We start from the raw sequence: 26,230 nt of genomic DNA, 5'->3' as shown, positions 1-26,230 counted from the left end.
CATGCGGGTTTGGGCCGCCGATATGGTGTGATCGCCCCATGGCGCAGCCGTCTTGAACCTGAAAAAAATCAGGTGACTGGGGCAGGCGCGATGGGCGTTTGCCGATGGAATTGGGACGGGGCCAATGACCAGCATTTCCAGGCGGCAAGTTGCAAGCTTGCGCGCAATTATCATGTCGACGACGTCGCTTGGCGCAGTGCTTGGCGTCTCCGGAGCCGTCATGGCGGCGCCGGTCGCTGAAACGGCTATATCCGGCACGAACGCTGATGACATGATCACCGAGCCTTCGGTTGAACTGACGCTGACAGGGGATGAGAAGGTCACTGCGACAGGCGTGAACGGGCGCGGCGGGAACGATACGGTTGATGTTGAGCTCATCACGATCAGCGCGACAACCGCCGACACGGTGTTGGATGCGTTTTCCGTGGATCTCGCATCGCCGGCGTTGAAGGTGCAGGCCTTTGCGAATGGCGTGCAGGGCGGTTCTGGCGATGATATGTTGTTCAGCGACGGCGGCGGTGTTTTTTCCACGGCCACTGGCGGCATTATCGATTTTGCAATTATTCAGGAAAACCCGGAAGCGTTGTCAACGCTGAACATTGAATCGCTTCTCCAGTCGCGTTCAATTGGTCTTAATGGCGCCGCTGGCCTGGATCATCTCGAGCTCAATGGTCCCCTGAGAGTGGAGGCGTTTTCTGAAGGCCGTCGCGACAATGTCAATCTGATCGGCCTCGATATCGTCGATTTCTCCTCGAAGATGACAGTTGACGCCACGGCTACGGGGCTGCTTGGCGGCAATGACGCCAATACATTTCTCTCGACGGGTGAAATCACGGCGGTGTCCACGGCGCGTTCACTGTTGAGCAACACAGATATCGGGTTATTGAGCGCGAGCACGGGCCTTGGAGATATTACTTCCAAGGCCCGGTCGACTGGCATTCAAGGCGGCGGCGCAAGAGACGTTATTTTTTCCACCGGCGGCATGGACATCCGCAGCACGGCTTTTCTTGAGCAGACCAATAGTGCGGTTTCCCTGGCTGAGGCCGTGACTTTCATGGGGCAAGGCGTCGGGAACGCAACGTCATTCGGCGTTCTCTCAGGGAACGGAGATGATCACATCGTCATCGGCGCCGGCCTAAACATGATCTCCTCTCTTGTTGATCTCAACTCAACATCTTTCACACTTGCTGTTTCCGGCGCCAATCAGAGCGATATTTCATTCTCCGGCAAGGCGAGCGCCACGGGCGTTTCCGCAGGCGGCGACGACGACAGTGTTGAGCTTGGCGAGACCGCCTTGCTGGACGTTTCGGCAACCGCATATCGCAATATTGATGAAACTACATTGACAGTCATTGATGTCTCTCCAGTCCTGCCATCGGGGCCCGCTGGCGAGAAGAATAAAATACGCGCCATCGCGAGCGGCATTTCCCTTGATGGCGGAAATGATTCCGTGGATGCGATCGGCAATATCAACGTCAGTGCGCTTTCCGATATAAATTCTCTTGGCGTTGCGATGACCGTTGAGGCGGCGCCAAAACTTAGCGGATATGACGCATATGCAGATTCAGACATGGTTGCGATCGCCGCTGCTGATGGGCTTGCGGGCGGCGGCGGTATCGACACTATGTCAGCGTCCGGGGAGTTGTTTTCGAGTTCAACCGCGAAGTCGCAAATCGATGTCGTTAGTGTTAGTTTCCCGGTTGGCGTTCCTGTGCCGGGATTTGGCGCCGCAGGGGCCGCAACTGTTTTCCTGTCCGCCGGATCTGAGGCCCGGTCAACGGCGCAGGGTTTTGACGGCGGCAATGATGATGATGTCCTGACATATAGCGGCCTCAACATGGATGTCAGCAGTTTTGCTGAGGCGCAATCGACGCTCGTTTTCCTTGATGCGGAGGTTGATGTTTTCCCATCCCCGATCAATTTGCCTGCGCTGGAATTTTCATTACTGAAATCAACTGCGGTCGCTTCAGCGAAGGCGGATGGGTTCTTTGGCGGCGCCGGCAATGATGACATTTTTCTGGAGGCGGGCGCCGTTGCTAAAGTTCTTGCCGATGCAGCAGCAGAAAATACGGCGGTAACGGTGGAGATGGGCCTCGATCTCGACCCTACGGAAGGCGGCCCACTCTCTTTCGGCGTTAATCTCAGCGGCTTTGACACAAGGGCGACCAGCGTCAGCAACGCCTGGGGATTTAATGGGGGCGCCGGAGACGACATTATTTCCAATTTCGGGTCTATGACGGTTGACGCCGTCTCCATGGCGAAAAGCGGTTCATATCATGGCGGCGCCCGTCCGCAATCGGATGGAATCCAATTCGACGCTATAAAAATGTTCAACCTCGTAGATTCCCGTGCGACGGCCAGAGGCATGGCGGGCGGCGGCGGCGATGACTCACTGCTCAATGTTGGCAGCCTTACGACAACGGCGGACGCGCATGGCGTCCTCGAAGATGTGAGCGCCGCCTTGAACTATAGCGGCCCCGCTGATCCCAGCGTCAGCACGGGCGTTGTCATTTACGACACACGCGGCAAGGCGCGGGCGACAGCGATCGGCATCGACGCTTTGGTTGGCGCTTTAGGCGCGGAAAATCGCGGCGTTCTGACAACTGAATCGATTGCACTGGCTGAAAATCTCGGAATACAGACCAGCATCGACTTTGTGACGGCGGGTGGTTCGATAAATGCCGCCGCCATGCAGACCGATATATATGGGTATGCGTCGGTTTTTGGCGTGAAATCACAAAGCGCTGCGCCATTGCTCAACAGCGGCGCGCTAACTGCGATGGCTAATTCAACAGCGACATCCACAAGCGTCGATGCAACGATTGCGATATCCAAAGAAGTCGGCCTCGCCGGCGGCGCCAGCCTGCAAACGTCGAAAGTCGATGCTGTCGCTGTCGGTTACGGCATGTGGGGCGTCAATGATTTAGGGATAGTGCAAAATACGGGATCCGTAAAAACAACGGCCCTGGCGAAAGCAGACGCGCTCGCCGTTGACGTTGACGTACAGGCGACGACAATTGGCCTTGCATTTGACGGCGCCGTTATCGATGCGGCGACGAAAGCCATGGCGACGGGCACGGGACTTGGCGGCAAAGGCGCTGGCTTCAGCGTTGAAAACGCAGGAACGCTTACTGTTGAAGCCACGGCCGACGCCGATGCAACCAGCGTCGCGTCCGGTCTTTCGGTTGTGCCTTCGGCCGGGCTTGTGCTCTCCGGAGCCTTGGCTGACGCATCCACGACCGCGAAGACGACAGCCTTTGGCATGCGGACGATTGGCGATAACGGCGAGCAAATCAATGGCGGCGATCTTTCCGTCATGTCCACGGCGCACTCGAACGCTGATGCAGTCAATGTTTCGGCGGGTTTTGTCGGGACAGGGCTTATCATTGACGTCGCGGCGGTGGACGCAAACAGCAAGGCGGATGCGCGCGCCTACGGAATGCATAGCGCGCACGCACAGAATACCGATCTCGGAAACGATACGCTGCGCAATATGGCGGCGCTAACGGTGGTCGCAGATGCGCTTGCGGATTCCGACAGTATTTCGACGAGTGTAAATGTCGCTCCGACCGGCGTTTCCATCGGCGCCGGTGTGGTTGAAGCTGACAGCAACGCCAAAGCATACGCCGCGGGAATGTATAGCGGCCGTGGGAACGATCTCATTGAGTTTGCCCAACCGCCGGCGGAAAGTCTTGCTGGCGCTCCGGCTTCGACGGAAGACCCGTCAGGCGGTCCGGCTCCGGATGATCTCCCCGTGCCGGTGATGGCTGACATTACCGCAGCGGCCAACGTGAATATGACCGCGGTGGGCATTGATATTGACTTTGTTGGCGCAGGCGCTGCGGTCAGCAATGCAATCGCGACAGCGCGATCATCTGCCGATGCGGATGCAATCGGTTATGACGCGGGGAGTGGCGCTGACAATATCATCGTAAAAGGCGACACGACTATTCGTGCAGACGCCAAAATAAGCGGCGCAGCGGTCAATGTGGCTCTTGCTGGCGCTGGTGTTGGCGCTTCGGGCGGTGTTTCCTGGGTGGATTTGCAGCAGGGGGCGGACGCGCGCGCAGAAGGTCTGCGCGGCGGCGCAGGCGGCGACTATCTGGAAAATCAGGCGACCGTTATTACAAACGCACTTTCCGATGTACGCGGCGTCGGCGTTTCTGTCGGCGGCGGGGTGACGCTTTCCGGCGCGTCTTTAGGCGTGTCGGTAACGGACCTTACGACGATGTCCAAATCGAACGCAGTTGGTATGGCGGGGCATACCTTCTCCACCGGCGGCGCAGACACTGACTTTTTGCTCAACACCGGAGCGGTCGAAACCAATGCTGTCAGTGTCGCAAAATCCGATGCGATCAGCATCCGTGGCGACGTAGCTTTTGTCCCCATCAGTTTCTCTCTGGCCGAGGCTGGGTCCACGGCGGTTGCGTTTGCTAAAGGCATGGCCGGCAGCGGCGGTGACGATATCATCACCAATCAGGGGCAGGTTGTTACATATGGCCGGTCAACGGCGAGCGGCTTCAATCTCAGCGTCGCGCTTGCCGGCGCGGGGCTTGGCGATGTGTCATCCACCTCCATCTCAACAGCGCGCGGCATTGATACGGGCGCAGGTAGCGACGAAATTCATGTTGAAGGTGCGCTTGAGACGCGCAGCAAGGCGACCACCGGTTCGCAGTCAATCGCTGCGACGGGCATTGGTCTTGCTGGATCGAAAACAAAAACTTCCGCCGAAGCGAACGCGGTGGGTGTCTTTGCCGGCGCAGGCGGCGATATGCTTCGCGTATCTGAGCTGGTTTTCACCGAAGCGGTTGCGCAGGTTCATTCTAGCCTGGATGAAGATGACCTTGCTGATGCCGTGAACGGCGGCGCCCTCAATCTCAATGTATCGCTCGGCGGGGCGGCTTATGCGGAAATGGGCGCTGATTTCGCTGCCGTCGCGACAGGCATCGACGCCGGCGCTGACAATGACATCGTTGAGTTGTTGGATACAGCGGCCATAGATGTGAATGCTGTCGCCAATTATCAGGCGGACATTATTTCGATTACGCTTGCCGGCGGCTCCGCCTATCTTGCTGATTTTACCAGCAAGGCGGATGCGGTCGGCGTTGCGCTGGGGCATGGCGTGAACCAGTTGAGTTCAGCTGCGACCATGGACGCCTACGCAAAGGCGAATTTGGATAGTTTCTCTTTTGCTTTAAACGGCGCCGGCAGCGAGCTGTCGTCTTCGCTGATTTTCGCCGATGCCTCTGCTGCAATTGTTGAAGGGGCCAGCGGTGTTGACAACATCAACATCATCGGTGGCATTTTGAATGCAGGGGCTGACGCCCTCAGCGATGGGATGTCCATCAATATTCAGGGCGGCGGTTTCGCTGTGGACGGCGCAGATCTTTCTGCAACGGCCCTGGCGAAAGGCGTGACGACTGCAGGCGGCGCAGACATTATTTATATCGGCGCGCAAAGCCTTGATGCGAAATCGGATGCAATTGTGAAAGATGCAGGCGTGTCGGTGCAGCTCGTGGGCGTCACCGCCGGCAGTCTCGGCATGACCGCTGACGCTGGCAGCATTGGCATTGACGCCGGCGGCGGCGACGATTCTGTCGTCAACGACACAATATTGACCAGCGATGCCGAAGCGCATGCTTCGACCGGCTCCGTTTCGTTCCAGGGAATCGGTTTTGACTCCGATATGGCCAGTCTTCTGGCTGACGCAAATGCTGTCGGGATTTTGGCTGGCGGCGGCGGCGATGTCGTCACGAATAATAATTCTATTCATTCGCGAGCCTATGCGACCATATCCAACAATGGGGTGAATATACGCCTTTTGGGTGGCGGAACCGGCAGGTCGAACTCGACTGCATTTGCTAAAGCTTATGGTGTTGATGGCGATGGAGGAAATGACTTCCTTTATAACCATGGCGAAATACAGGCGCTCGCACAAACGCGTACGACCACAAGCAACACCTCGGTAAGCATTGTCGATGTCGGCGTTCTCGATTCAACCCGGTTTTCCTGGTCGAACGCAACAGGCGTCAGCGGCGGCGGCGGGAGCGACTATATTGAAAATACGGGTTCCATAAAAGCAATTGCCGACGCAACGCTTTCCAACAAGGCTGTCTCTGTGAATATCGGCGGCGGCGGCGTTTCCATGAGTTCGCTTAACACACGCGCGACGGCGATTGGCGTTGACGCGGGATCAGGAAATGATTCGGTCCTAATCGCCGAAGGATCTTCCGTTGACGCAATCTCCTGCGCTGCGGCTGTTTACGATTCGGCGACAGGCGCTTGCCGCGCCGGCGGTTCCAACACCGTCGATATAAATGTGGTCGGCGCGAAAGCGTCTGATAGCGATCTTGTGCATAGCGCGGTTTCATACGGCGTCATGTTGGGCGGCGGCGCCGATGAGCTTGTGAGTTATGCGGACATTTTCGCCTCCGCAACAACGGATGTGCGCAGCAGCTCGCTTGCGGTAACCGGCCTTGGATATTCGGGCGAGGCGTCGGACAGTGCAGCAAGCGCAACAGCAAAAGGCGTTCTTGGCGGAAACGGGCGTGATAACATCAATCTCGCAGGAGAGGTTTACGCCAGGGCGTTTTCAAATCTTGAACCCTCATCGATGAATTTGACGCTGGCCGGTTATGCAACCTCGGATTTCGTCTTTGGCGCGGAGGCAAATGCATCTGGCGCCGATGGCGGCGCCGGGAACGATATAATCGTTTTTGATGGAAACCTGCTGAAAGCCTATTCAGACGTATCGATAAGCTCAAATTCATTCACGAATTCATGGGTCGGCGCCAGCAATGTCGGATCGATACTGACTGGAGAAAGCATAGCGGGCGGTCTTTTCGGCGATGACGGATCAGATACGCTTGTTCTCAGAACCGTGTCAGATGTGGATGCGCATGCCGATGTTCATCTTAACGGCGGATCGTTCACCTATATTGGCGGGACCGTTATTGACGGGGGCGTTACCGCTGACAGTCTTGCTTTTGGGGCGACCGGCGGCGCTGGCGGCGACTTGATCAGCTTCGAGCCAGGCAGTGAGCAGAATGTCTTCGCTCGCGCCGGCGTGGTTGCGGAAAACGGCGCCCTCATCGGCTACGGCTCCGCCAGCTCCAATAGCGGATCAGGGGCAGTAGCGACGGCTTATGGCGTTCAAGGCGATGACGGAAATGATGTCATCCGCACAGCGGGACTACTCATCGTGAACGCCGACACTGGTTCGACCGCTCGATCGAGCAGTTATGTTCAATATGGCGGAAGCCGCGCTAATTTGAACGCCGGCGCCGACTCCATCGCCATTGGCGTTGATGGCGGCGCCGATGTGAATGATATCGCCAATAGCGGCGACATTTTTGTGATCGCTAAATCGCGCGCTGTCGGCAGAGGCGCCTCCATTCAGGGCGGCAGCGCCAGCACGACGGCGAAATCAGGCGCCGACACGAAATCAAGTTCGACGGCGATCGGCATTTCCGGGGGCAATGATCGTGATGTAATCGTCAATTCCGGATTGGTTGATGTCGAAGCGAGGGCCGGATCCTTTATTTTAAATTCCTCGTCCAATGGCGGGGTCTGGGTCAAGTCACAGACGAATTCCCATGTATTCAGTTACATGACGGCGATCGGCATCGATGCGGACGCAAGCGATGACGACATGGTCATCAATGAAGGGACCATACAGGTCGACCTGACGTCGGGCAGCGCCAACGAACGCACACGGGCGGAGAGCTATTCCGGGAATGGCTCTCCCATCAGCATCAATTCAGACGCGGGCGCCTATGCCGTGGCGTCGATGAATAATTTACGCGCTTTCGGCGTAATAATGGGTTCAGGAAAGGGCGAAGTTTACAATAGCGGCGACATAAATGTTGCTGTCGAAACCAAAGCGACGTCCTACGCGGATACGAACCCGAACGGTCTATCCGGCGCAGACGGGTCGGCGACATCGAAAGTTGGGGTGTCGGGCGGCTACATATCCGGGATTGAAGCGACGGGAACGGGTGACAAGATCGTCACCAATGATGGAACGATTTACGCCAGGTTACATCCTGGCTCCGGGTCAAGCGCAACCGCCGACGCTGACGGGATCAATATCGGATCGGAGCCGGATTCAAAAACATATGTAAGGATCGATCTGAACAACAATTACGTCCATGGCGTTCATGTTGGTTCAGGCGAGGATAGGGTCATAAACAACGGTTCAATTACGGTTGAAAATTTAGTTTACGCCAATCGCGCCCGGGCTGTATCGGGACCGGGGCAGGGCATTGAGTCCATAGACGCCGAAGCGGAAGCCATTGCATCTGCAAGCGGCGTTTACGGTTACGGGATACGTGATGATGGTGGAAACAATACTGTCGTAAATAATGGCGATATCGATGTTTTGGTCTCGCCATTGGTTGAAGCAAGTACATCGGCGACCGGTCGAGCATATGATGGTGATGCGACGGCGCTGTCGACAGCGAGTGTTAAAAACGCTATTGGCTATGGCGTGCTGACCGGCGGCGGTGCGGATACAATAATCAATAACGGCGCCATTTCGGTGCGTTTGGCGCCGGTGCTGGACGCCAATGCAAGCGCAAGCCCTGGCAAACACCCGCTCAATAATGGAGAAGCTGTAGTCCGCACGACAGAAAGCGCCACAGGAATCTACTCATACGGCATCAACTCCGGCAGCGGCGATGACTACGTCTTGAATAACGGGTCGATTACTGCAACGCGCACGCGCGGCAGCGGCAATATTCTCGGCATCGAAACCAGCAATGGCAACGATATAGTTGAACTTTCGGCGACGTCGTCAACAAGCCCGCATATCAAGCTCGGGGCAGGAGACGACCGCCTGATCTATCATGCCGGCGCCGTGATCGGCGGCGGCGTGATCGGCGAAAGTGGCGTTGATACGCTTGAAGTTGTCGGCGCAGGGACATTTTCCATATCCGACATTCGCGACTGGGAGAATCTTGAAAAAAGCGGCGCCGGGCATTTCCGCGTCACCAGCCCGGTTGCCTGGCAGGATGTGGTCATCAATGAAGGCACGCTGACCGCGACAGTGCGCCCGCTATCAACGGCCAGCCTGACGAGTTTCTTTGATGGCAGCGGACGCATCGGCACATTTGAAACGGCGGCGGGGTATACGCTTGGCGGCGCCTTTACCTTGAACACCGGCCCCAATCCGTTTTCCGATGGTCAGAGAGGGCGGATTATCAATGCGAATGGGCTTACCTATGCGCCGATGACAGAAAGCCTTCCGGCTGCAACGCCGCTGTTGAGCTTTAACATGGATGTTGGTGCGAACGCCGCTGATGTTGTCGCCAGCGTTGAGGCGTTCACCTCCGCAGCCGCGACAGCCGATCAAGCTGCGCTTGCACAGTCCTTTGACGACACGCTCGCTGCCGCTGATGCAAGTTTTTATGACACCAATCTCGCCTATACGATGGGCTCGATCCAAAAGCTTGGCGCCGCCGCTGAAATACAGGCGGCCTATGATGCGCTCATGCCGACTATTGCTGCGCCCGACATGCCGGCTGCTGCGGCTGTTACTGCTGGCGCGGCAGATGCGGTTGAGGATACGCTCGGCTTTGCACGTATGAGCTTGATGGCCAGCGACGCTGAAACGTCACGCCTTGGATTTACCGGCGTTGATTTCGCGGACTATGCTGGCGGCAAAGCCTGGAGCGCCAATTTGAGCGGCGATCTTGGCGTCAACCCGACCAATGCGGAGAGCTTCCAGGAAACAGAATATACGTCATTCATCAACGGCGTGAACATCGCTGTCAGCGACAATAGTCTTTTGGGCTTCAGCTATGGCGTCAACAGCGTTTCAACGGAACGCCGCAACGGGTATCAAGAGGCTGACGAAGATAAATTCGCTTCCCTCTATGGGATGCATATGTTTGGCGACGGCGTTTTTGTCGAAGCCGTCGGTGGCTATGCAATCGTCGATGCGCGGCGTTATGATCAGGGCCTTTCTGCGGCGCAAGTGGATCTTGCCGAAGGCAAGGCGCGAAATCTGACCGGGGATGTGCGGCTTGGCAAAATCCTCGCATCAGAGGGCGACATGTTTGTCGAGCTCTATGCGCGCGCCGGATATAACGGGTTCGATTTCGACCATGCGGATCGCACCAACACCCTTGGCTTGGAACAAACGGTCAGCAGCGTTGATCAGTCTGCGGTGGAAGCTGGATTGGGCATGCGTTTCGACGGCGCCTTTAAAAGCGATCGTTTCGGCGCAGTGACGGCGTCACTCAATATCGAGTATACTCATGATGTTGATTATAATGCTGGCGGCAGCCGGGTTGTCTTTGATGATGCGCCGGAGCAGAGCTTTGTAATCGGTCGTAATCTTCGTTCTTCGAATGCGCTACAGGCGCGGTGGGGCGCGAAATGGGCGGTGTCGGACCGCGTTGATCTCTCCTTCGTTGGCAAGGGACAATATCGCGAAAACGGCCCGGTGGGTGCGTTGCGTCTGGAAATGACATCGCGTTTCTAGCTTATGTCAGAGTGGCTGAGCGCGGCGGCGGTTCCGTTCCCCGGGCGGCCCTGAATAAGCTCTAGCAGTTTATTGGCCGCGCCAATTTCGGCAGCGGGAATCCCTTCCAATAGCCGCGCCCGTAATTCGCAGATGATGGTTCATCCGTAATGCATTCTGGGAGATGCTCGTCCAGAATGAGTCGCAAAAAGCACCATGTACGGACGATATAAATCATGATCCGTGTTTTTCGCGACAGATGACCCTTGTCGGGAAACGCCTAAAAGAGAAGTCGCAATATGCATATAGGCAATTGGGTTCCGAATGATTTGATATGGCGTGAGATCACCGATAGTCTTTGGAGAACAATGACGCCGACTTAAAATAATTGTCATACACGAATGTCCGATCAGGGGAGGCTTTCGGTGAAGATTCAGAAAGCGTTGGGTTTTCTCGCGGTCACGCTTTTGCTGGCTGGATGTGGACATTTTGGCAAGTCGGATCCTGATGCCGGAGACTGGCCGCGTTATGCGCGTGATCTTGCCGGAACACGTTACTCACCCCTGAAAGACATAAATCGGCAGAATGTTTCGTCGCTTGCGCCGGCATGGTCCTTTCGTGTGCGGCCCAAAGGCGGCGGCGCGCTTGTAAGCTCTGCAACGCCTATTGTCATTGACGGCGTTCTTTTTCTTCCGATTGGCAATGCAGTCGTCGCGCTTGAAGCGCATACGGGCGTTGAAATCTGGCGTCATAAAGTGACGAATGGGCTCGCCCGCCGCACTGTTTCTTACTGGCCGGGTGATGGCGACTATGAGGCGCGGATTTTTTATTCGAACGGCGCCGCTATCGTTGCGCTTAATGCTGAAACTGGAAAAATTGATGAAACTTTCGGTGAGAAGGGGGCGGTGGAGCTGAAGGTTCCCTACAACGCGCCGCCGACCGTCTACAAAAATGTGCTGATAGCCGGCGCCAACACCGCGGAAATGCAGCGCGGCGATCCCGGCGATACACGCGCCTTTGATGCGCGTACCGGTGATAAGCTCTGGGAGTTTCACACCGTGCCGCGCCCCGGCGAACCGGGCCATGAAACATGGCTGGACGAAGGCTGGAAAGATCGTTCCGGAACCAATGTGTGGGTCTGGTATATGACCGTCGATGAGGAAAATGGCATGCTCTACATGCCTGTCGGCGGACCCTCAGCTAATTATTATGGTGGCGACCGTCCGGGCGCCAATCTGTTCGGCAATTCGGTCGTTGCTGTTGATGCGCAGACAGGGGCGCTCAAATGGTATTTTCAAACGATCCATCACGATCTGTGGGACTGGGATCTGCCGCCGCCGCCGGTTCTCGTCGACATCAAGGTTGAGGGAAAAGAGATTCCTGCTCTGGCGGAAACCGGCAAAAACGGACTGATGTATATTTTAAACCGTGAAACGGGCGAGCCTGTTTTCGGTGTTGAAGAAAAAGCTGTTGTTGCGGCGGATGTGCCAGGCGAATGGTATTCGCCGACCCAGCCTTTTCCTGTGAAGCCGCCGCAATTATCGCGCGGCCACTGGACGCCCGACGATGTCGTGACAGCTGACGACACGAATGAAGATCATGTCGCCGCATGTCATGCGCTTCTCGACAGTTATGGCGGCGCCTTTTTCAATGCGGGTTCCTTCACTCCTTTCTTTCTGCACGAAGAAGGAAAGCCGGTTAAAGCGTCCATCAACATGCCGCATAATGGCGGCTCCAATTGGGGCGGCAGTGCGGCGGACCCAAACACCGGATATGTGTTCGTCAACACCAGCGAAGGCGGCAGCATCGGCTGGATCGAAAAACGAAAAGCCGGCGGCGATTATGGCCGCGGCACGCAAGACTCAACGCAACTTTATGATCGGGGCAGTCTTTCCGGTCCCGGCGCCTACTCATCCTTTAGCGCCAGCTTTGAGGATGAAAAAGGGCAGAAAGTCACCTTGCCTTGCATCAAGCCGCCCTGGGGCCGGCTTTTCGCCATTGACGCCAATACAGGAGAGATCGCCTGGGAAACTCGGCTCGGTGTGAGTGAGGCGCTGCCGGAAGACAAGCAGGACACCGGAACGCTAAACACGTTCGGTGGGCCGATCGTGACGGCGGGCGGTCTTGTTTTTATTGGCGCCACAAACGATCATCAATTCCGCGCTTTTGATGTGGAAACGGGTGAGGAGCTTTGGAGCGCCGAGCTTGATTATCATGCGCAGGCTGTGCCGATCACTTATCGCGGCGAGGATGGCCGCCAATATGTCGCCGTCATGGCTGCAAATTTCGGCGCCACGCCCAGAGGGCCTGACGGAAGACCGCTTAACAATGAATCCCTGGTTGTCTTTGCGTTGCCTGACTAGCTTCAGGAAGCTTTCCGTAGAAGGCCTGTGACGGGTGAGTGTTAACCTTGTGCTTGGCGGCCCTGAGCGTGCTGCGGCGTCTGTGGTCAAACGGCAATATCTGAACAATTTACGCCGCCTCGGGGCTTCCTGACGCCACTTTCCATTGGAATACGTCTATCGTTTCGCTGTAATGACTTCGGCCGGGTGAGCAAAAAATGTCCTGTACTCGTCCTGAAGCAGAGAAAGTCGATACACCGTCATGAAGATCAACGCCGCCTTGTTGGCCATGTTGCTGGTCACCATCCTTAGCGTCATCGGTGCGTGGGCGTTTAGCCGTAATGATTACCTCGCGGTTGAAAGTTATCTTCAGCAGGCGGCGCTTGAGATTGAACAGCGGATTGAGGAGCAAATTTCCGTTCTCCATGCTGCGAAGGGCCTTTTTCTGACGGTTGGCGACGTCGATAGAAACTTGTTCAAAGACTATCTCGAGGCAAGCGATGTCCGCCGGCGTGTGCCTGGTATGCAAGGGGTTGGGTATGCGAAAAGGCTGCGGCCGGGAGAGGAAGCGGATATCGAGGCTCGCTTAAGTCGAGACTATGGTCTTGATCGCGCGGTCTGGCCGGAAACGGATCAGAATCTGCGCTATCCTATTGTGCTTTTAGAGCCAGATGATGAAAGAAATCACGCGGCTCTGGGCTTCGATATGTTCAGCGAGGCGGTTCGCCGGGAAGCCATGATGGCCGCTTCGCAGAGCGGACAGGCGACAGCTTCCCGGCCGGTAAAACTCGTTCAGGAAATAGACGAGGAAGTGCAGGCCGGTTTTCTGATCTACCTGCCGTTGTTTGTTGAGGAGAATATTGGCGGCGCCCCGGACGGCTATGTCTATGCGCCCTTCCGCGCGCATGACCTTTTCCGTGCGGTTTTATCAACATTGCCGGACATTGATGTCACCGCCGCATATTCGGAGGGCGTGAACGAAGATGTGGTCTTGTATGGCGGCGGCGATCAGGCGCGGGGAGCGCATGATTTTGTAATTAAAGTGGGTGGCCGCGACTGGACTATATACCTGAAGCCCAAACAGGAACGTTTCAGCGCATGGCGCGCCGCATCGCTTTTGTCGATTATCGCCGGCATCATGGCGACGCTGTTTTTCTGGCGGCTCTTTCGTGAAAATGAAGCGCGTATTCAGGCATTGCAGGCGCTGGCGGACGAACGCAAAGCCCGCGCTGATATGAAAGATTTATATCTTAAAGAAACCAACCATCGTTTTAAAAATCTGCTTGCGCGTATTCTTTCAATAGCCAGATTGTCTTCGCGCTCTGCATCCAATCTCGACGATTATCTTCGTGATTTTTCGCGGCGCCTTGAGGCCATGTCGCGCACACAGGATCTGCTTGCCGCTTCGGCGCGCAGGAAGGCTTCCTTGTCTGATCTCTTGCGCGACGAGATCGATCTGATGTGCGAGACGAGTGATAAAATTCTTTCTCTTTCAGGGCCGGAGGTGGCGCTCACGGAAATGCAAGTGCAGTCGCTTGGCCTTGTCATTCATGAGCTGGCGACGAATTCGGCGAAATACGGGGCGTTCAAAAAGGAAAGCAGACTCGATATTTCCTGGCGGTGCGCCAAAAATCCGGCTGGCTGTGATGAGGTCCACATTGTGTGGATGGAGGAAGGTTTTGACCATGAAGATCCGGTTCTTGACCGGGAAGGTTTTGGTTCAAAACTTGCGAAGCTGATGGTTGAGGGGCAGCTGGAAGGCGTCTTCAATAGGAAATTCGAAAAGCCACGCCTTATTATCGAAATTTCCTTTCCATTGGCGTAGGCAGTCGCCGTAATACCCCAGCAGGCGGACTTTAATCCTCCTAACAACAACTCCTGTGAGAATAAGTTCCCTGCATTTTCCCGGCTTTGGAACCATGCCGCGCCTGGCGCTGTCCCTCTAGCGCCGCTTATGGCAGTAGCCGGAGTCTTATCTTGGAAACCAAGCAGTTCACACGGGACGTTTGCCCTCAGTTCTTTACGATGCGCCGCTCGTTGAGCATCATCGCTGCTGCGAGCCTGTTTTTGAGCGTGATAGCCATTGCTGTCGTTCTCTATTTTGCAAAACCAATCATGCTCCCCCTCGCTGGGGCTTTCATCATCAGTGTTATGTTGGCGCCTCTGACGGGGCGGCTGGTGAAGGTTGGTTTTTCGCAACAGATTGCAGCGGGCGCCGTGACTGCTTGCGCCTTTGCCGCCATTATTTCTCTGCTTGTCTTCACAGGCCGTCCAGCCATGGCCTGGGTGGAGCGCGCGCCGGAGCTTGTTGTGGAGGCGCGGGAGAAGCTGTCGGGTATTGAAAAAGCTGTGACGACCATGAAGGAGGTGTCGGAAAAAGTTGAGGAAATGGCGAATGTCGGCGCTGATGAAGGCGAAGCTGAGGTTGTCTCCATCAAGGACAGGGAAGGGGCCAAGGGCGTTACGAAAGCCGCGCCCGGGGCGATCATCCAGTTTCTGTTTACCTGGGTGCTCGTATTCTTTTTTCTTTCCGAGCGAAATGAGTTTCGCCGGAAACTGGCCGCAGCCAATCCGTCAGTTGGCGCTAAACTTCGCGCCATGCGCATGTTCGCGAATATCGAACAGAGGATAGGCTCTTATATGTTGACGATGGCGGCCATCAACGCCTTTCTCGGCCTGTCCCTCGCCGCCGCTTTATGGGCCGTTGGAATGCCTTCGCCCCATGTTTGGGGGCTGCTCGCCGCTGTCTTGAATTTTATTCCTTATATCGGTCCGGCAATCTTGACCGTGTTGCTTGGCCTGTCAGGCATTGTTCATTATGACGACAGCTTAATGGCGCTTGCGCCAGCCGGTATTTTCATTCTGCTCAACTTTATCGAATCAAATTTTCTGACCCCCATGATTATGGGGGTCAAAATGAAGATCACGCCCATCGCGATCATTGTATCCGTGTCATTGCTGACATTTCTTTGGGGAGCTGTCGGGGGCGTTCTCGCAATTCCGCTCCTGCTTATCTTTAAGGCTGTGTGTGATGCGACGCCGGCGCTTGGCCCGGTTGGCGTTCTCATCGGAGAGCTGGAGCGGGTGGACCGCGGCGTTCGACAAGGTCTTGCAAGCCGCGCGCCCGCCAGAGCGTAAAGCTTCCGATCTCTGTGCTTTTAATCAATCAGGGCGCAGAATAGTCAGCGCGCGCGGCTTAATGGATATGTGAACGGGGGTCTTCATTTCCATGGGTTCGCCGTCGACGGCCGCCAAAATTGTGTCACTGTCGGCGTGAATGACGCAATATTCCGCATCAACATGCTCAATAGCAGACGATTGACCCAGTTCTCCGCGCATCACTTCAACCAGTCGAGCGATAAGGTCGATGCCGTCTTGGCTTTCCGCCAGGTAGATTGTGAGTTTTCCGGAATCAAGACGCTTTCGGCGTGGGCGCATATCCATCGCGTGCGTATATGGGTTATTGGAGACCATCAACACATTTGAGCCGATTTCGCGTACGCCGCCGGGATATTCAATCCGAAAATTTCGGGGCGTCGAGTTCATGAAAGTATGCGTCGCTTCGGAGATGGCGCCGAGCCGTTCGTCCATGCTCTCTGCATCCCTGATCGTTTCTCTGGCCTCCGCCATTTCAGCGTAGTCTCCGAAGACGACATTGTTCAAAAAGGCGCGATCATTGATCGTCGCGACGTCGATCCGGCGCGGGCGGCACGCGGCGACATTGCGCACCGCCATTTCCAGATCCCCACCAATGCCCAGATCATGCGCAATGAGGTTCATTGTGCCGCCTGGCAGCAATAGCACTGGGATCTGTGTGTTCAGAAAAGCGGCTGCGGCCATGGCGAGCGTGCCGTCACCACCCGCGATTGCAACCATTGAAGAGTCGTCGGCGTTTTTCGCCTTTTGGGCGAAGGCATCAAAGTCTGCTGGCCCGCCAAGCGTCATGCTGCAATCGAGCCCGGCTTCTTTAAGTTCATGGAATAGTATTGACGAAGCCCGCTCAGGGCCGATGGATTGCACGCCGCCTGAATTTACGTTGATAAAAGTATATACGCACATTTGCGACCCTTAATATCTGCTCATTCGGGAACAGATTGGCGGTGTTTTGAGTTCCCGGCTTGTGGCCCAGGCGCTTGATCGCGATTTCGCGATCAAGAAGGTTCACCCCATATTTCGCCTTGCGGTTGCCCGGAATCGCTATTTCTCTTTAATCGCGTCTTTCAGTTCGCCTTCCAGACGACGGAGCTTTAAAAGCTCCTGGAGCGCCTTTGGATGCCTGGCGAGCCATTCATCAATCGCCCTTAACTGTTCATACGGTAATTCACCGTCGAGATAGCAGCTCAGTTTCTCAAAGCTGGGATCAATTATGAACGGTTTGGATTTTCTCATTGAGCCGTTTCTTTGTCTTTTCTATAGCGCTGCCTTGCAGCCGTTCATTTTGACGTCGGCGAAAAATGTCGTCTGTTAGAGAATGGTCGCGTCAGGAGGTTGGTTCCCCATTTGTGATAGGGCGTCCGGGGATGCCCCGGGCACGCCTTAGGATATGGTCGTGTTGTTGGCTCTCAGGCATTGTTCTTCTGCGATTTTGCGCACCATGTTGCGATTTGCGTGTTTCAAAGTCTACAAACTATCACATGGAGGTGAACATGGACGCCCTTTTTCGGCGACTGAATTATTACGCCGATTTGAATGAGGACGACCGTGCGACCCTGGAGGGGATGCGATATCGCACGGAAATTTATGAATCCGGCGAAGAAATCGTAACCCGCGGCGACGATCCGGGTGACGCGTTCATCGTCTCGTCAGGCTGGGCGGCGCGTTATATCTCTTTGGAGGATGGCCGCTCCCAAATCCTGAATTTCATGCTGCCTGGCGACGTATATGACTTGCAAGTTTTTGTCAGTACTGGGGCGGACCATTCCGTGCTGGCGCTCAATCAAGTCAAAGTGCTCGAGATAAAGCGACGCGAAATTCTCTCTATCTTTGAGAAAAAAGGCCGCGCCGGCGCGGCTTTCTGGTGGTGTGCGTTGCAGGAAGAGGCGATTCTGCGCGAACAGATTGTCAGGAACGGCAGGCGGTCAGCGCGTGAGCGTGTGGCGCATCTTCTGATAGAGCTTCACAGGCGGGCCGTGATCTCGGGCGAGGGGGCCGGCGACAGCTTTCATATGCCGGTCAGTCAAGCGATGCTTGCCGACGCGCTCGGGCTTAGTTTTGTTCATATCAACCGCGTCTTGCGTGAATTGGAAAAGGCGGGGGCCATCTCGCGGGAAAAGGGATGGATTACACTGGAACGTCGACAGCATCTGGCTGACCTGTGCGATTTTAGTGACGATTACCTGCATCTTGACGCGAATCCGCGACGGCTCGGGTTCAACTTTTGATGGCTTTTTAAGCCAAGCGCCGTATGAAGCTATTGCGGCGTGAGGCGCATAAAACTGAAACCTGTAATCTCCTCCAAAGTCATATGGATGCCGCAAAGCGCGTGCTGACGCCGCGCTTTCAGCATCTTTTTTACGATTGAGAAGCTTTGAATAGGCTTCTCGCGTCGGGCGCCGGAAAGTTTTGACGCGCTTTCATGTGACAAATGCGGCCTTCTCAACGCCTGAATAAATTTTCATTTTGCAAAATCAGGCTCGTCTCTTTGTCGATTTTTTCCGCCTTTACGCACGCAACAAACAGTTGAGAGGGGCGCTTGATAGTTTTTTGATGCGCACGGCGGCTGGCGAAAACAGGCTAAAAACAGCGGGTTGAGCAGGTTTTGGAGTGAGTCACGGATGTTACGGAAATTAAGTAAAGCCATCATAATGATCAGTTACGTATAGTGTGTAAGTTAATCAATGTTTTGATGTTCTATAAAAACGTAGTCCTATACATCATACAGACGCAGATTTGTTTGATTTTAATTTCGGGCCGGGCCAGCTTGTCGTCATCGAATTACAGGAGGACGACATGCAAACACAGATTTCGCCAGCGGAGCTTAATGATTGCCTTCCAGCGCTGAACCGTTTTGCGCTGCATCTCACAAAGAACAGCGATCGCGCTAGCGACCTCGTCCAGGACAGTGTTGAGCGCGCTCTTCGCAAAGCCCATCTTTTTGACGGCTCTAATTTGCGGTCATGGCTTTTCACAATTTGCCGCCGCGTTTTTTTGAACCAGATTCGCAGCGAGAAAGTTCGTGGCGTCGCCGTTGAACTTGACGATGCGCCGCAATCGCGTCTTGCGACTGCGCAAACCCAGGAGCAGACCATGCATTACAATGATGTTGTCGAGGCTTTCGAACACCTTCCCTTGAACGACAAGGTTATCTTGTCGCTGATTGTCATCGAGGGCATGAAATATGAGGAAGCGGCCGAGATGCTGGATATTCCCGTCGGCACGGTCCGCTCACGACTCTCTCGCGCCCGCAGCCGCCTGCTGTCCATGGTCGGTGAAGAAAATTCGAAAGCTGAGGGAACCAAAGCAGCGGCCGTAATGTAAGGGGGATATGGCTAAAGTAGAGCACCTTATCACCCGCCAGGATTTTGATGCGTTCGTCGACTATCCGTCGGCGAACGCACGCAGCGCCGTTATTCTTCAGCGTTTGTCTGAAGATGACGGCGCTTTTTGTCATGTCATGGAGGTCGCGAACCTGAATGCAGACCTTCTCGCCGCTAAGGCGAGGATTTATAAGGATAAAGAGCTGCACGGGATTGTTCGGCGGCTCTGCGCGGGCCGGACGAAAGGCAATCATAGGGTCGCCTGACTGAGTTGCGCCGGAAACGTCGGGCGGCGACAAAGCAGGCGTATTATTAAGATCGCCTTGGGTAGGTCCAGCGATGCGCCTGACGAGAGAAGGCGAAGCGGCGCTCCAGTTTATAAGAGTGATGGTCAAAGTGCCGATACTCTATGGAAATTTCGCCGTTTCCAATGTCGATCAAGCCGAAGCCGGACGCTTCGCCGCGTTCGCGCGCACCGCCGCTGGCGCCGCACTGGATTGACAGGATTTGATCTTCTGTGACGGCGAGCGGACTGGCGGCGCTGAGATGCACATGACCCGTCATGACAACGCTGACGCCGCTCTCGGCGAAGCGCTGGAGCGCGTAAGCCCCGTTTCCGACAATCTCTGCGCCGGCGCGATTAGGCCCTTTCTGGAAGGGGTGGTGCGCGGCGACAATGACAGTCTTTCCCTCATTGCTTTCGCGTTCTGCAATGCCGGATGCGGCCTCAATTATTTTGTGGGAGAGCTTGCCGTAGGACCAGTTGAGGCGCATCCGGGCGCGCCGGGCGGAATTCAGGCCAATGACCACCACGTTCCCAGCCGTTGCGAACTGAAGCTGCGCGGCGCCGATATGTTTTTCGAAGCGCGCCCAGGGCTTAAGAAAGCGAAGTGGAAGGTTGTAAACGGGTGTGTCGTGATTTCCCGGCACGGTAAGCACCGGACTGGTAAGCGACGCCAGAAACGCGCTGGCTTGCGCAAATTCCCGTCTCGCTCCATTTTGGGTGAAGTCGCCCGTAATGGCGACCAAATCCGGCCGCTCGCCGTTGAGCGCGAGTGTTAGCGCGTCAATAGCGGCCCCGTTTGCGCGTCCGAAATGAAGGTCGGAGATGTGTGCGATCTTGACCACGGCTTTTATACACGAAAAACTGGAAAAAGTTCGCAAATAGGCATTAAAATCCATTAGTTTATGGAACCCTGCCGGGGGCGTGATGTTTAAATCAAGGTATTACTGACGGAGTTGATGTGTTTTTGCCGGTTAGCGCCTCTATCAGGCAGTTCGCCCGCGCCGTGACAGCCGACCGTATGGTTGGCGACGAGCTGGCCCTTGCTGTCTCTGCCGAGGCTAATCAGAAAAATAAAAATGGGGCCCCGCCCGCGAGCCGTGTTGAGTGGTTTCGCCGCTTTATCCTACGCTGGCGGGAAGTGATGGCGGAAGAAGCCGCTCCCAAACCCTTCTCTAATTCTGCGTTCATCAGAAGTATGGGGCCAATGCCGTCGGAGGCGAGGCTTGTCCTGTTGCTCAGCGATGTTTGCGGGTTTTCGGCGCGTGAGGTTGAGGAAATTCTGGAGCCTTTATCGCGGCCCTATGAAGTGTTGCTGACGGAAGGACGCTCTTTGGTTAGAACAGATCGCGGAGAACGAAGCGCGCTGATTGTCGAAGATGAGCCGCTGATTGCCGCGGATCTCAAGGACGTTCTTGAGGATATGGGCGTCACCGTGGTGGGCTTGGCGCGCACGGCCGAGCAGGGTGCTCGCCAGGCGCTGAAAAATTCGCCCGACATAGTTCTTGCTGATTACAATCTCGATGGTCAAAAAACAGGCGTTGATGCCGTTGCCGCATTTCACGATGCGCATCATTGTCCTGTCATATTCATCACCGGCTATCCGGATGAGGTTCTCAAGGGGGACGAAGTGGAGCCCGATTTTGTCATCGTTAAGCCATACCGCCCGGAGGCGGTTCAGGCGGCTGTCGCCCATTGCCTTGATGCGGCGCGCTATGCTGCCGTCGACGCTGATGCAACGGCTGGTGACCTATGAGTCAGGACAAACCGGCCGCGCCGGAAAAACGCGTAGAGAAATTACAAATCATGGTGGCTGATTCCGAGCTTTCCATGATTGACGATTGGCGATTTGAAAACCGGGCGGCGAGCCGTTCGGCGGCGATACGGTCGCTGATCTATCTTGGCCTCGAATTGACGAAATCGAACCCCGAGCAAGTCGGTAAGTTGCTAGAGCAGCTTGACCGCGCTTGACGGCGATCACTCATGACAACAACGTCTAAGCCGACCACGCGCATTTTCCGCCAGGTATTGCAGTCACGAAGGGCGGGGCGGCTCTGGCTTGCCGCCGGCATTTTGCTGACAGCCCTTGCGGTCCTTATTCCGAACTCGACGTATCCGCTTCTGACCTTGGTGTCGTTGCTTGGCGCCACGGCCTCCGGCTATCTGGCGCCGCTGCGGCGAACGGTTCTCTGGCTTGCGCTGGTTGCGTTAATTGCTGCTGTTGTCGTTTGGGCGGGACCTGGCGATCTTACGAATAACGGGTTGCAATGGCTTTCCGCTGCGATCGTCCTCGTTATCGCGACGGCGGCGATCACCTTTTATGTGCGCGTGCTCGAAGAGCGGGCGTTTGAATTTAGCTGGCAGGCGGAACTTTCCGCAGAGGCGGCCGATTTAGGCGTTTTTCGCTGGGATTTTGCATCCGATAGGCTCCATGCCAGCCCGCAATTGCGCGAGCTGCTTTTCCTTCCTGCCGGCGGCCCTATCTACAGCACGGATGTGTTCCAAAAGATTCACCAAGAGGATCTGGACCATGTGCGCCGTGATATTGAAGGCGCGCGCACAGGCGCCAGTGTTTTCCGTTCGGAATTTCGTGTGCGCGACGATCATGGCCGCTATCGCTGGATCAGCGCCAGGGGAAGGGTGATTTTCGATCCGAGGTCGGGGGCTCCAAGCCTTGCCGGCGTCAATTATGACATTACTGATCTGAAGGAACGGGAAAGCCTCGTCAGTAAATTGATCGACGGGATCGGCGCGCTTTTCTCCATCATGACTCCGGAAGGAGAGATCCTTGACCTCAACGAATATGGAGAAACGATCAGCGGCAAAACTTTAGAAGAATGGAAGGGCAAGGAATTCTGGGAGCTGCAGATGTGGGGGCGGTCTGAAGATACGCGCGCCACGGTGCAGAGTCTCATCACGCGCGCCGGCGAGGAAGAGGGCCAGGTTAGCGGCGAAGCGCCCTTCTGGGATGAGGACGGTGAAAAAGGCTGGGCCTTTATCACGGTGACGCCGATATTGTCTGATTATGGGGAGCCGCTTCATCTATGCCTGTGCGCGGTCGATATCTCAAAGCGCAAGGCGGCGGAAGAAAGCAATGCCTTACTGGTTCAGGAACTTAATCACCGGATCAAGAATTTGTTCTCGGTGACAAATGCGCTCATCAGCCTGAGCGCAAGGTATGCAGGGACTGTTGAGGAGTTTGCTGATGCAACCCGCCGCCGGCTGTTTGCGCTTCATGCAGCCCACAATATCGGTGCGGTGGATCTGAAGAAACGCAATGCGGATTTGCGTGAAATTCTTGAAGTGACCTTAAGGCCATGGCGAATGACGCCGCAACGAATTTTCATCAATGGCGGAGAAAAGACGTTTGATGCGGGCGCTGCGACTGCCTGGGCTTTGATTGCGCATGAGCTTGCGTCCAATGCAGCGAAATATGGTTGTCTTCGTGAAGCCGGCGGGAGGCTGACAATCGACTGGCGTGAAGACGATGATCAGTTTGTCTTTGAGTGGCGGGAGGAAAACCAAAGTCCGGTCACTGAGGTTGCAGGTGAAACAAGCGGCTTTGGGGAGAATATTGTTCAGCGACTGGTGGATGGGTTCCTGTCCGGCGAGATTAAGAGGGATATGACGGAAAAGGGCGCTTGCGTATCAATTCGAATGCCAAAGGCCGCATAACAAAAACGCCCGCATGAAGCGGGCGTTTTTGCGATAGTTTATAATCCAGTTCTTACACCGGCGGACGGCCGCGAACGGCGCGGGCCACCATGGCCACAATGAACAGGATCAGAAATACGAAGAACAGAAGTTGTGCGATTCCGGTTGACGCTGCAGCGATTCCACTGAAGCCCAGAAATGCAGCCACCAAAGCCACAATCAAAAATGTAATTGCCCAACCGAGCATAATAGCCTCCTTTTCCGCTTCTAAACTGACATTCGCCTAGGCAGACACGCTCAACTGGCGCGAGGTTCCCGATCGGATCAGAAACCGCATCCGCTCTTCATGAACTTACTCATAATCGGTAACCGTCACCTGCGAACCATTTCGTCTCCCAGGAACCGCGCACAAGCCCATGTGTACGACCTGTACGGCTGCAAGGGGATCTACGAAAGTAGATATCTGCAAACCGGCGGCGCATTGGGTTTACAGGAGAGAGGCAATATGACGACGACTTTATTCAAGCCGGCTTGGTTCGCCGCTGCTATTAGTTCCGGCCTTTTGTTCGCTTCGCCTGTCGCAGCCCAACAGTTGACGCCGGCGCCTGCTGGCGAGGCAGTAGAAAGGCCTGCTGTTTTAGCCTTATGGCTGCAACCTTTCGCGCATTCTCAGTCTGCGGGCTACTACTCGCTGGAGGTTGCTTCGCTTCGCCTTGTTGCCACCGATATGAACGAGCCTGTGACTTCTAACCCGGCGGCTTCTAACGTTGAAGCGGCGGCGTTCGCTATGTCGGCCCCTTGTGTTCATGCAGGGCTATTAAAACCTCCATCTTTCGCTAATGAAGCGATTTCGTGTCATGAAGTGGAGCCAGAACCGTTTCAGCCTGTTTACGCCGGGGCTAAGGATAAAATAGCCCTGAATTTAGCGTCCGCTGATAGTTCCGGTGCAGCTGAGTAAAGATGGCTCGCATAAGAGTTTTGGGCGGCTGGTAGCGAATATCGCCCCACAGGCATTAAAGACCTGTTTTCGAATGACTTTTTTAAATCTAAATGTTCTTGCGCAACGGAACGAAAGCCGCGCGCCGCTGTTATCTCTAGTGAAAGAGCCTTCGAAAGGAGAGCCAAATGTACGGAGAAAAAACCATGTCTGTCTCCAATTCTGCAGCAGAAAGCGATGCACAATCCGCTCTGCATGAAGATATTGACGCACTGAAAAAAGATTTCGCGGCCTTACGCGATGACATCATGAAGATTGGCGCCACAAAAGCGGAGCATGCTAGTGAGAAACTTGACCAGCGTGTGTCAGAAGCGCGTGAGCGCGCCTCAGGCTTTTTCGAAGCCGCCGACCAGGAAACGCGTGCAGCTGCTGAAGCGGTTCAGAAGAATGTACGTGAGAACCCTGTCGCTTCGCTGAGTGCAGCGGTGGCCTTCGGCTTTCTCCTCGGCCGCACCGTTCTGCGGAAGTAACCCACAACGTTCAGGGGTGCTGAGATGTTCAGGCTGTTTAGAGTGTTGAAAGAAGAAGGCGAAGACGCTGTGCGCAGGTCGGTATGGCTTGTGTGCGCGGCCGTTCTTATGCTCTCGGCGGTTGGTTTTGCGGCTGCTGCTGCAGCTATTGTTATGAGCCACACGATGCCGGTTCCAGCCGCATTGTTGATCAGCGCGATCGGCGTGCTGGCTATTGGCATGGTGTGTGCGTATTTCGCCGACAAAGAAGACACAGAGCCGTCTTCGGTTAAAACGCCTGCGGCTTCAAGCTTCGCCCCCGGTCTACTGACGGGCGGGGTGATGGACCGTGTCACCCAGAATATGCTGCTTGATAAAGTGAAAACAAAACCGGCGAGCGTTCTGGCGATCGCGGCGGCGGCGGGATTGGCTGTGGCCGCACTTGATATGTTTGATGACGATCAGGGCTAAGCTGTAATTCCCAGGGGGGAGGGGGTAAAATGACCAGCGAACAAAAAGACTCCTTATTGATAGAGGCTGAAGCACTGGCGGACGGTTATCTTTCTGATGACCGCGCTAAAGCGCTTGATCGACAGTTTCATACTGAAGCTAAGGCGCTATCCAGAATGTTCGATGTTGCACGCATGAATGCAGCGTTGCGCAAGTCTCAACTCCATCTTTATCGCGATCTCTCGCTGGCGCGCGAGGTGAGCCGCCTTCGTGGCGCTGACGGCGGAAAAAAGAGCTAAGAGTTAGTCCCGTTCGTTTAAGGGCGAGCTAGCTTGCGCGGCGCGCATCAGGCCTTGTTTCTTCTTTTCCTTCGGTCGCATCTTCCGACATCATCGCAAGCTGTAAGGGCGTAAGCGCTTGCGACGTTCTTCCTGCGTTTACCAGCATTTCAAAAATGTGGCGGAATTTACTGCGGTAAAGCATGAATTCCGGATGGAACTGGACGCCGAGAACAAACCGCCGGTTTGGGTCTTCAATTGCCTGGACAACGCCGTTCTTTTCCTTTGCCGTTGTTTTCAGGCCATCGCCAAGCTCCTTGACGGATTGCTTGTGGAGTGAGTTCACTCGGACTTTTTCAGCGCCCAGAGCCTTTTGAATAAGAGATCCGGCGCTTGTTGTAATGGTTTTCCGGTACAACGCTTTCGCCAGCAGGGAATCCGGATAATGCGCGTCTTCATAAGCGTCAGCCATGTCGAGATGAAGACTGCCGCCATAGGCGACATTCAGTAATTGCGCGCCTCGACAAATTCCAAGCACAGGAACGTCTTGCTCAAGCGCCGCCTGGGCCAGTCTGATTTCCATATCATCGCGCGCCCGGTCATACACATATCCCTGTTTGGGCGTGTCATCGAAAAGCATCGGAAAAACATCGTCACCGCCGCCGAGAAGGACGCCGCTAATGGCGAGATCCGGCTCCTTGCTTTCCGTAGTAATCGCGACGGGACGGCCGCCGGCGAGACTGACGCCGAGCGCAACCAGCGCATAGGCGCCGTTATCTCCCTGACTTGGTTTCGTGACACCGATGACGGGCTTTTCAGCTGTCACTCTTGCGCTC

General features: G+C 55.5%; 19 protein-coding genes. 14 read left to right on the top strand and 5 right to left on the bottom strand.

Going from position 1 to position 26,230, the window contains the following annotated elements:
- The first annotated feature begins 124 nt into the window (after positions 1-124).
- The 4 genes from ACFC5L_RS16385 to ACFC5L_RS16370 all read left to right on the top strand — a co-directional run bounded on the left by ACFC5L_RS16385 (position 125) and on the right by ACFC5L_RS16370 (position 15,945).
- Complete coding sequence (locus ACFC5L_RS16385; protein ID WP_375203303.1) at positions 125-10,486, top strand: hypothetical protein; 10,362 nt, start codon at positions 125-127, stop codon at positions 10,484-10,486.
- Between the two features lie 404 nt (positions 10,487-10,890).
- Positions 10,891-12,828 carry an outer membrane protein assembly factor BamB family protein gene (locus tag ACFC5L_RS16380; protein ID WP_375203304.1) on the top strand — a complete coding sequence of 646 codons (1,938 nt, stop codon included), beginning with the start codon at positions 10,891-10,893 and terminating at the stop codon, positions 12,826-12,828.
- 241 nt (positions 12,829-13,069) lie between these two features.
- Positions 13,070-14,632 (top strand): CHASE domain-containing protein, encoded by a 1,563-nt coding sequence (locus ACFC5L_RS16375; RefSeq protein ID WP_375203305.1) that lies wholly within the window; start codon positions 13,070-13,072, stop codon positions 14,630-14,632.
- Between the two features lie 152 nt (positions 14,633-14,784).
- Positions 14,785-15,945 carry an AI-2E family transporter gene (locus tag ACFC5L_RS16370; RefSeq protein WP_375203306.1) on the top strand — a complete coding sequence of 387 codons (1,161 nt, stop codon included), beginning with the start codon at positions 14,785-14,787 and terminating at the stop codon, positions 15,943-15,945.
- Positions 15,946-15,969: 24 nt separating this feature from the next.
- On the opposite strand, the gene ACFC5L_RS16365 is transcribed toward ACFC5L_RS16370, so the two are convergent.
- Positions 15,970-16,866, bottom strand: a complete 897-nt coding sequence (locus tag ACFC5L_RS16365; RefSeq protein WP_375203307.1) for a diacylglycerol/lipid kinase family protein — start codon at positions 16,864-16,866, stop codon at positions 15,970-15,972.
- A 138-nt stretch (positions 16,867-17,004) separates the two neighbouring features.
- Positions 17,005-17,196, bottom strand: coding sequence for an anti-sigma factor family protein (locus ACFC5L_RS16360; protein ID WP_375203308.1), 192 nt, complete (start codon positions 17,194-17,196; stop codon positions 17,005-17,007).
- Positions 17,197-17,492: 296 nt separating this feature from the next.
- Here ACFC5L_RS16360 and ACFC5L_RS16355 point away from each other — a divergent pair, with 296 nt between their 5' ends.
- The 3 genes from ACFC5L_RS16355 to ACFC5L_RS16345 all read left to right on the top strand — a co-directional run bounded on the left by ACFC5L_RS16355 (position 17,493) and on the right by ACFC5L_RS16345 (position 19,549).
- The gene (locus ACFC5L_RS16355) at positions 17,493-18,188 is read left to right on the top strand and encodes a Crp/Fnr family transcriptional regulator (RefSeq protein WP_375203309.1); all 696 of its coding nucleotides are present in this window, start codon (positions 17,493-17,495) and stop codon (positions 18,186-18,188) included.
- Positions 18,189-18,696: 508 nt separating this feature from the next.
- The gene (locus ACFC5L_RS16350) at positions 18,697-19,284 is read left to right on the top strand and encodes an RNA polymerase sigma factor (RefSeq protein WP_375203310.1); all 588 of its coding nucleotides are present in this window, start codon (positions 18,697-18,699) and stop codon (positions 19,282-19,284) included.
- A gap of 7 nt (positions 19,285-19,291) precedes the next feature.
- Entirely contained in the window at positions 19,292-19,549 is a 258-nt protein-coding gene (locus ACFC5L_RS16345; protein WP_375203311.1) for a hypothetical protein, read from the top strand.
- Positions 19,550-19,595: 46 nt separating this feature from the next.
- On the opposite strand, the gene ACFC5L_RS16340 is transcribed toward ACFC5L_RS16345, so the two are convergent.
- Positions 19,596-20,411, bottom strand: coding sequence for a metallophosphoesterase family protein (locus tag ACFC5L_RS16340; protein ID WP_375203312.1), 816 nt, complete (start codon positions 20,409-20,411; stop codon positions 19,596-19,598).
- A 362-nt stretch (positions 20,412-20,773) separates the two neighbouring features.
- On the opposite strand from ACFC5L_RS16340, the gene ACFC5L_RS16335 reads away from it, so the two are divergent.
- From ACFC5L_RS16335 to ACFC5L_RS16325, 3 genes are read left to right on the top strand one after another with little or no spacing between them, the layout of a single operon-like run.
- The gene (locus tag ACFC5L_RS16335) at positions 20,774-21,322 is read left to right on the top strand and encodes a response regulator (protein WP_375203313.1); all 549 of its coding nucleotides are present in this window, start codon (positions 20,774-20,776) and stop codon (positions 21,320-21,322) included.
- Complete coding sequence (locus ACFC5L_RS16330; RefSeq protein WP_375203314.1) at positions 21,319-21,537, top strand: hypothetical protein; 219 nt, start codon at positions 21,319-21,321, stop codon at positions 21,535-21,537. Before ACFC5L_RS16335 ends, ACFC5L_RS16330 begins: the two co-directional genes overlap by 4 nt.
- Positions 21,538-21,549: 12 nt before the next feature.
- Entirely contained in the window at positions 21,550-23,241 is a 1,692-nt protein-coding gene (locus ACFC5L_RS16325; protein WP_375203315.1) for a sensor histidine kinase, read from the top strand.
- A 52-nt stretch (positions 23,242-23,293) separates the two neighbouring features.
- Here the strand turns inward: ACFC5L_RS16325 and ACFC5L_RS16320 are convergent, their stop codons facing one another.
- Positions 23,294-23,467 (bottom strand): DUF1328 domain-containing protein, encoded by a 174-nt coding sequence (locus tag ACFC5L_RS16320; protein ID WP_375203316.1) that lies wholly within the window; start codon positions 23,465-23,467, stop codon positions 23,294-23,296.
- Positions 23,468-23,725: 258 nt separating this feature from the next.
- On the opposite strand from ACFC5L_RS16320, the gene ACFC5L_RS16315 reads away from it, so the two are divergent.
- The 4 genes from ACFC5L_RS16315 to ACFC5L_RS16300 all read left to right on the top strand — a co-directional run bounded on the left by ACFC5L_RS16315 (position 23,726) and on the right by ACFC5L_RS16300 (position 25,415).
- Positions 23,726-24,178 carry a hypothetical protein gene (locus tag ACFC5L_RS16315; protein ID WP_375203317.1) on the top strand — a complete coding sequence of 151 codons (453 nt, stop codon included), beginning with the start codon at positions 23,726-23,728 and terminating at the stop codon, positions 24,176-24,178.
- Between the two features lie 167 nt (positions 24,179-24,345).
- Complete coding sequence (locus ACFC5L_RS16310) at positions 24,346-24,687, top strand: DUF883 family protein (RefSeq protein WP_375203318.1); 342 nt, start codon at positions 24,346-24,348, stop codon at positions 24,685-24,687.
- 24 nt (positions 24,688-24,711) lie between these two features.
- Positions 24,712-25,137: a phage holin family protein gene (locus tag ACFC5L_RS16305; RefSeq protein WP_375203319.1), complete on the top strand. Its 426-nt coding sequence runs from the start codon at positions 24,712-24,714 to the stop codon at positions 25,135-25,137.
- A gap of 29 nt (positions 25,138-25,166) precedes the next feature.
- Entirely contained in the window at positions 25,167-25,415 is a 249-nt protein-coding gene (locus ACFC5L_RS16300; RefSeq protein WP_375203320.1) for a hypothetical protein, read from the top strand.
- 28 nt (positions 25,416-25,443) lie between these two features.
- Here ACFC5L_RS16300 and ACFC5L_RS16295 read toward each other — a convergent pair whose 3' ends face one another.
- Entirely contained in the window at positions 25,444-26,220 is a 777-nt protein-coding gene (locus tag ACFC5L_RS16295) for a gamma-glutamyl-gamma-aminobutyrate hydrolase family protein (RefSeq protein WP_375203321.1), read from the bottom strand.
- Positions 26,221-26,230: the final 10 nt, after the last annotated feature.

The sequence above is a fragment of the Hyphococcus sp. genome (assembly GCF_041986965.1).
Lineage (GTDB): Bacteria > Pseudomonadota > Alphaproteobacteria > Caulobacterales > Parvularculaceae > Hyphococcus.
Note: the sequence above shows the minus strand (reverse complement) of the source record. Positions and strands in the feature narration are given on the sequence as shown.

Coding starts and splice junctions, on each gene's coding strand:
- ACFC5L_RS16315 (WP_375203317.1), top strand. CDS start 23,726: ATGACGACGACTTTATTCAAGCCGGCTTGGTTCGCCGCTGCTATTAGT.
- ACFC5L_RS16325 (WP_375203315.1), top strand. CDS start 21,550: ATGACAACAACGTCTAAGCCGACCACGCGCATTTTCCGCCAGGTATTG.
- ACFC5L_RS16365 (WP_375203307.1), bottom strand. CDS start 16,866: ATGTGCGTATATACTTTTATCAACGTAAATTCAGGCGGCGTGCAATCC.
- ACFC5L_RS16375 (WP_375203305.1), top strand. CDS start 13,070: ATGAAGATCAACGCCGCCTTGTTGGCCATGTTGCTGGTCACCATCCTT.
- ACFC5L_RS16300 (WP_375203320.1), top strand. CDS start 25,167: ATGACCAGCGAACAAAAAGACTCCTTATTGATAGAGGCTGAAGCACTG.
- ACFC5L_RS16305 (WP_375203319.1), top strand. CDS start 24,712: ATGTTCAGGCTGTTTAGAGTGTTGAAAGAAGAAGGCGAAGACGCTGTG.
- ACFC5L_RS16320 (WP_375203316.1), bottom strand. CDS start 23,467: ATGCTCGGTTGGGCAATTACATTTTTGATTGTGGCTTTGGTGGCTGCA.
- ACFC5L_RS16335 (WP_375203313.1), top strand. CDS start 20,774: ATGCCGTCGGAGGCGAGGCTTGTCCTGTTGCTCAGCGATGTTTGCGGG.
- ACFC5L_RS16330 (WP_375203314.1), top strand. CDS start 21,319: ATGAGTCAGGACAAACCGGCCGCGCCGGAAAAACGCGTAGAGAAATTA.
- ACFC5L_RS16345 (WP_375203311.1), top strand. CDS start 19,292: ATGGCTAAAGTAGAGCACCTTATCACCCGCCAGGATTTTGATGCGTTC.
- ACFC5L_RS16385 (WP_375203303.1), top strand. CDS start 125: ATGACCAGCATTTCCAGGCGGCAAGTTGCAAGCTTGCGCGCAATTATC.
- ACFC5L_RS16310 (WP_375203318.1), top strand. CDS start 24,346: ATGTACGGAGAAAAAACCATGTCTGTCTCCAATTCTGCAGCAGAAAGC.
- ACFC5L_RS16360 (WP_375203308.1), bottom strand. CDS start 17,196: ATGAGAAAATCCAAACCGTTCATAATTGATCCCAGCTTTGAGAAACTG.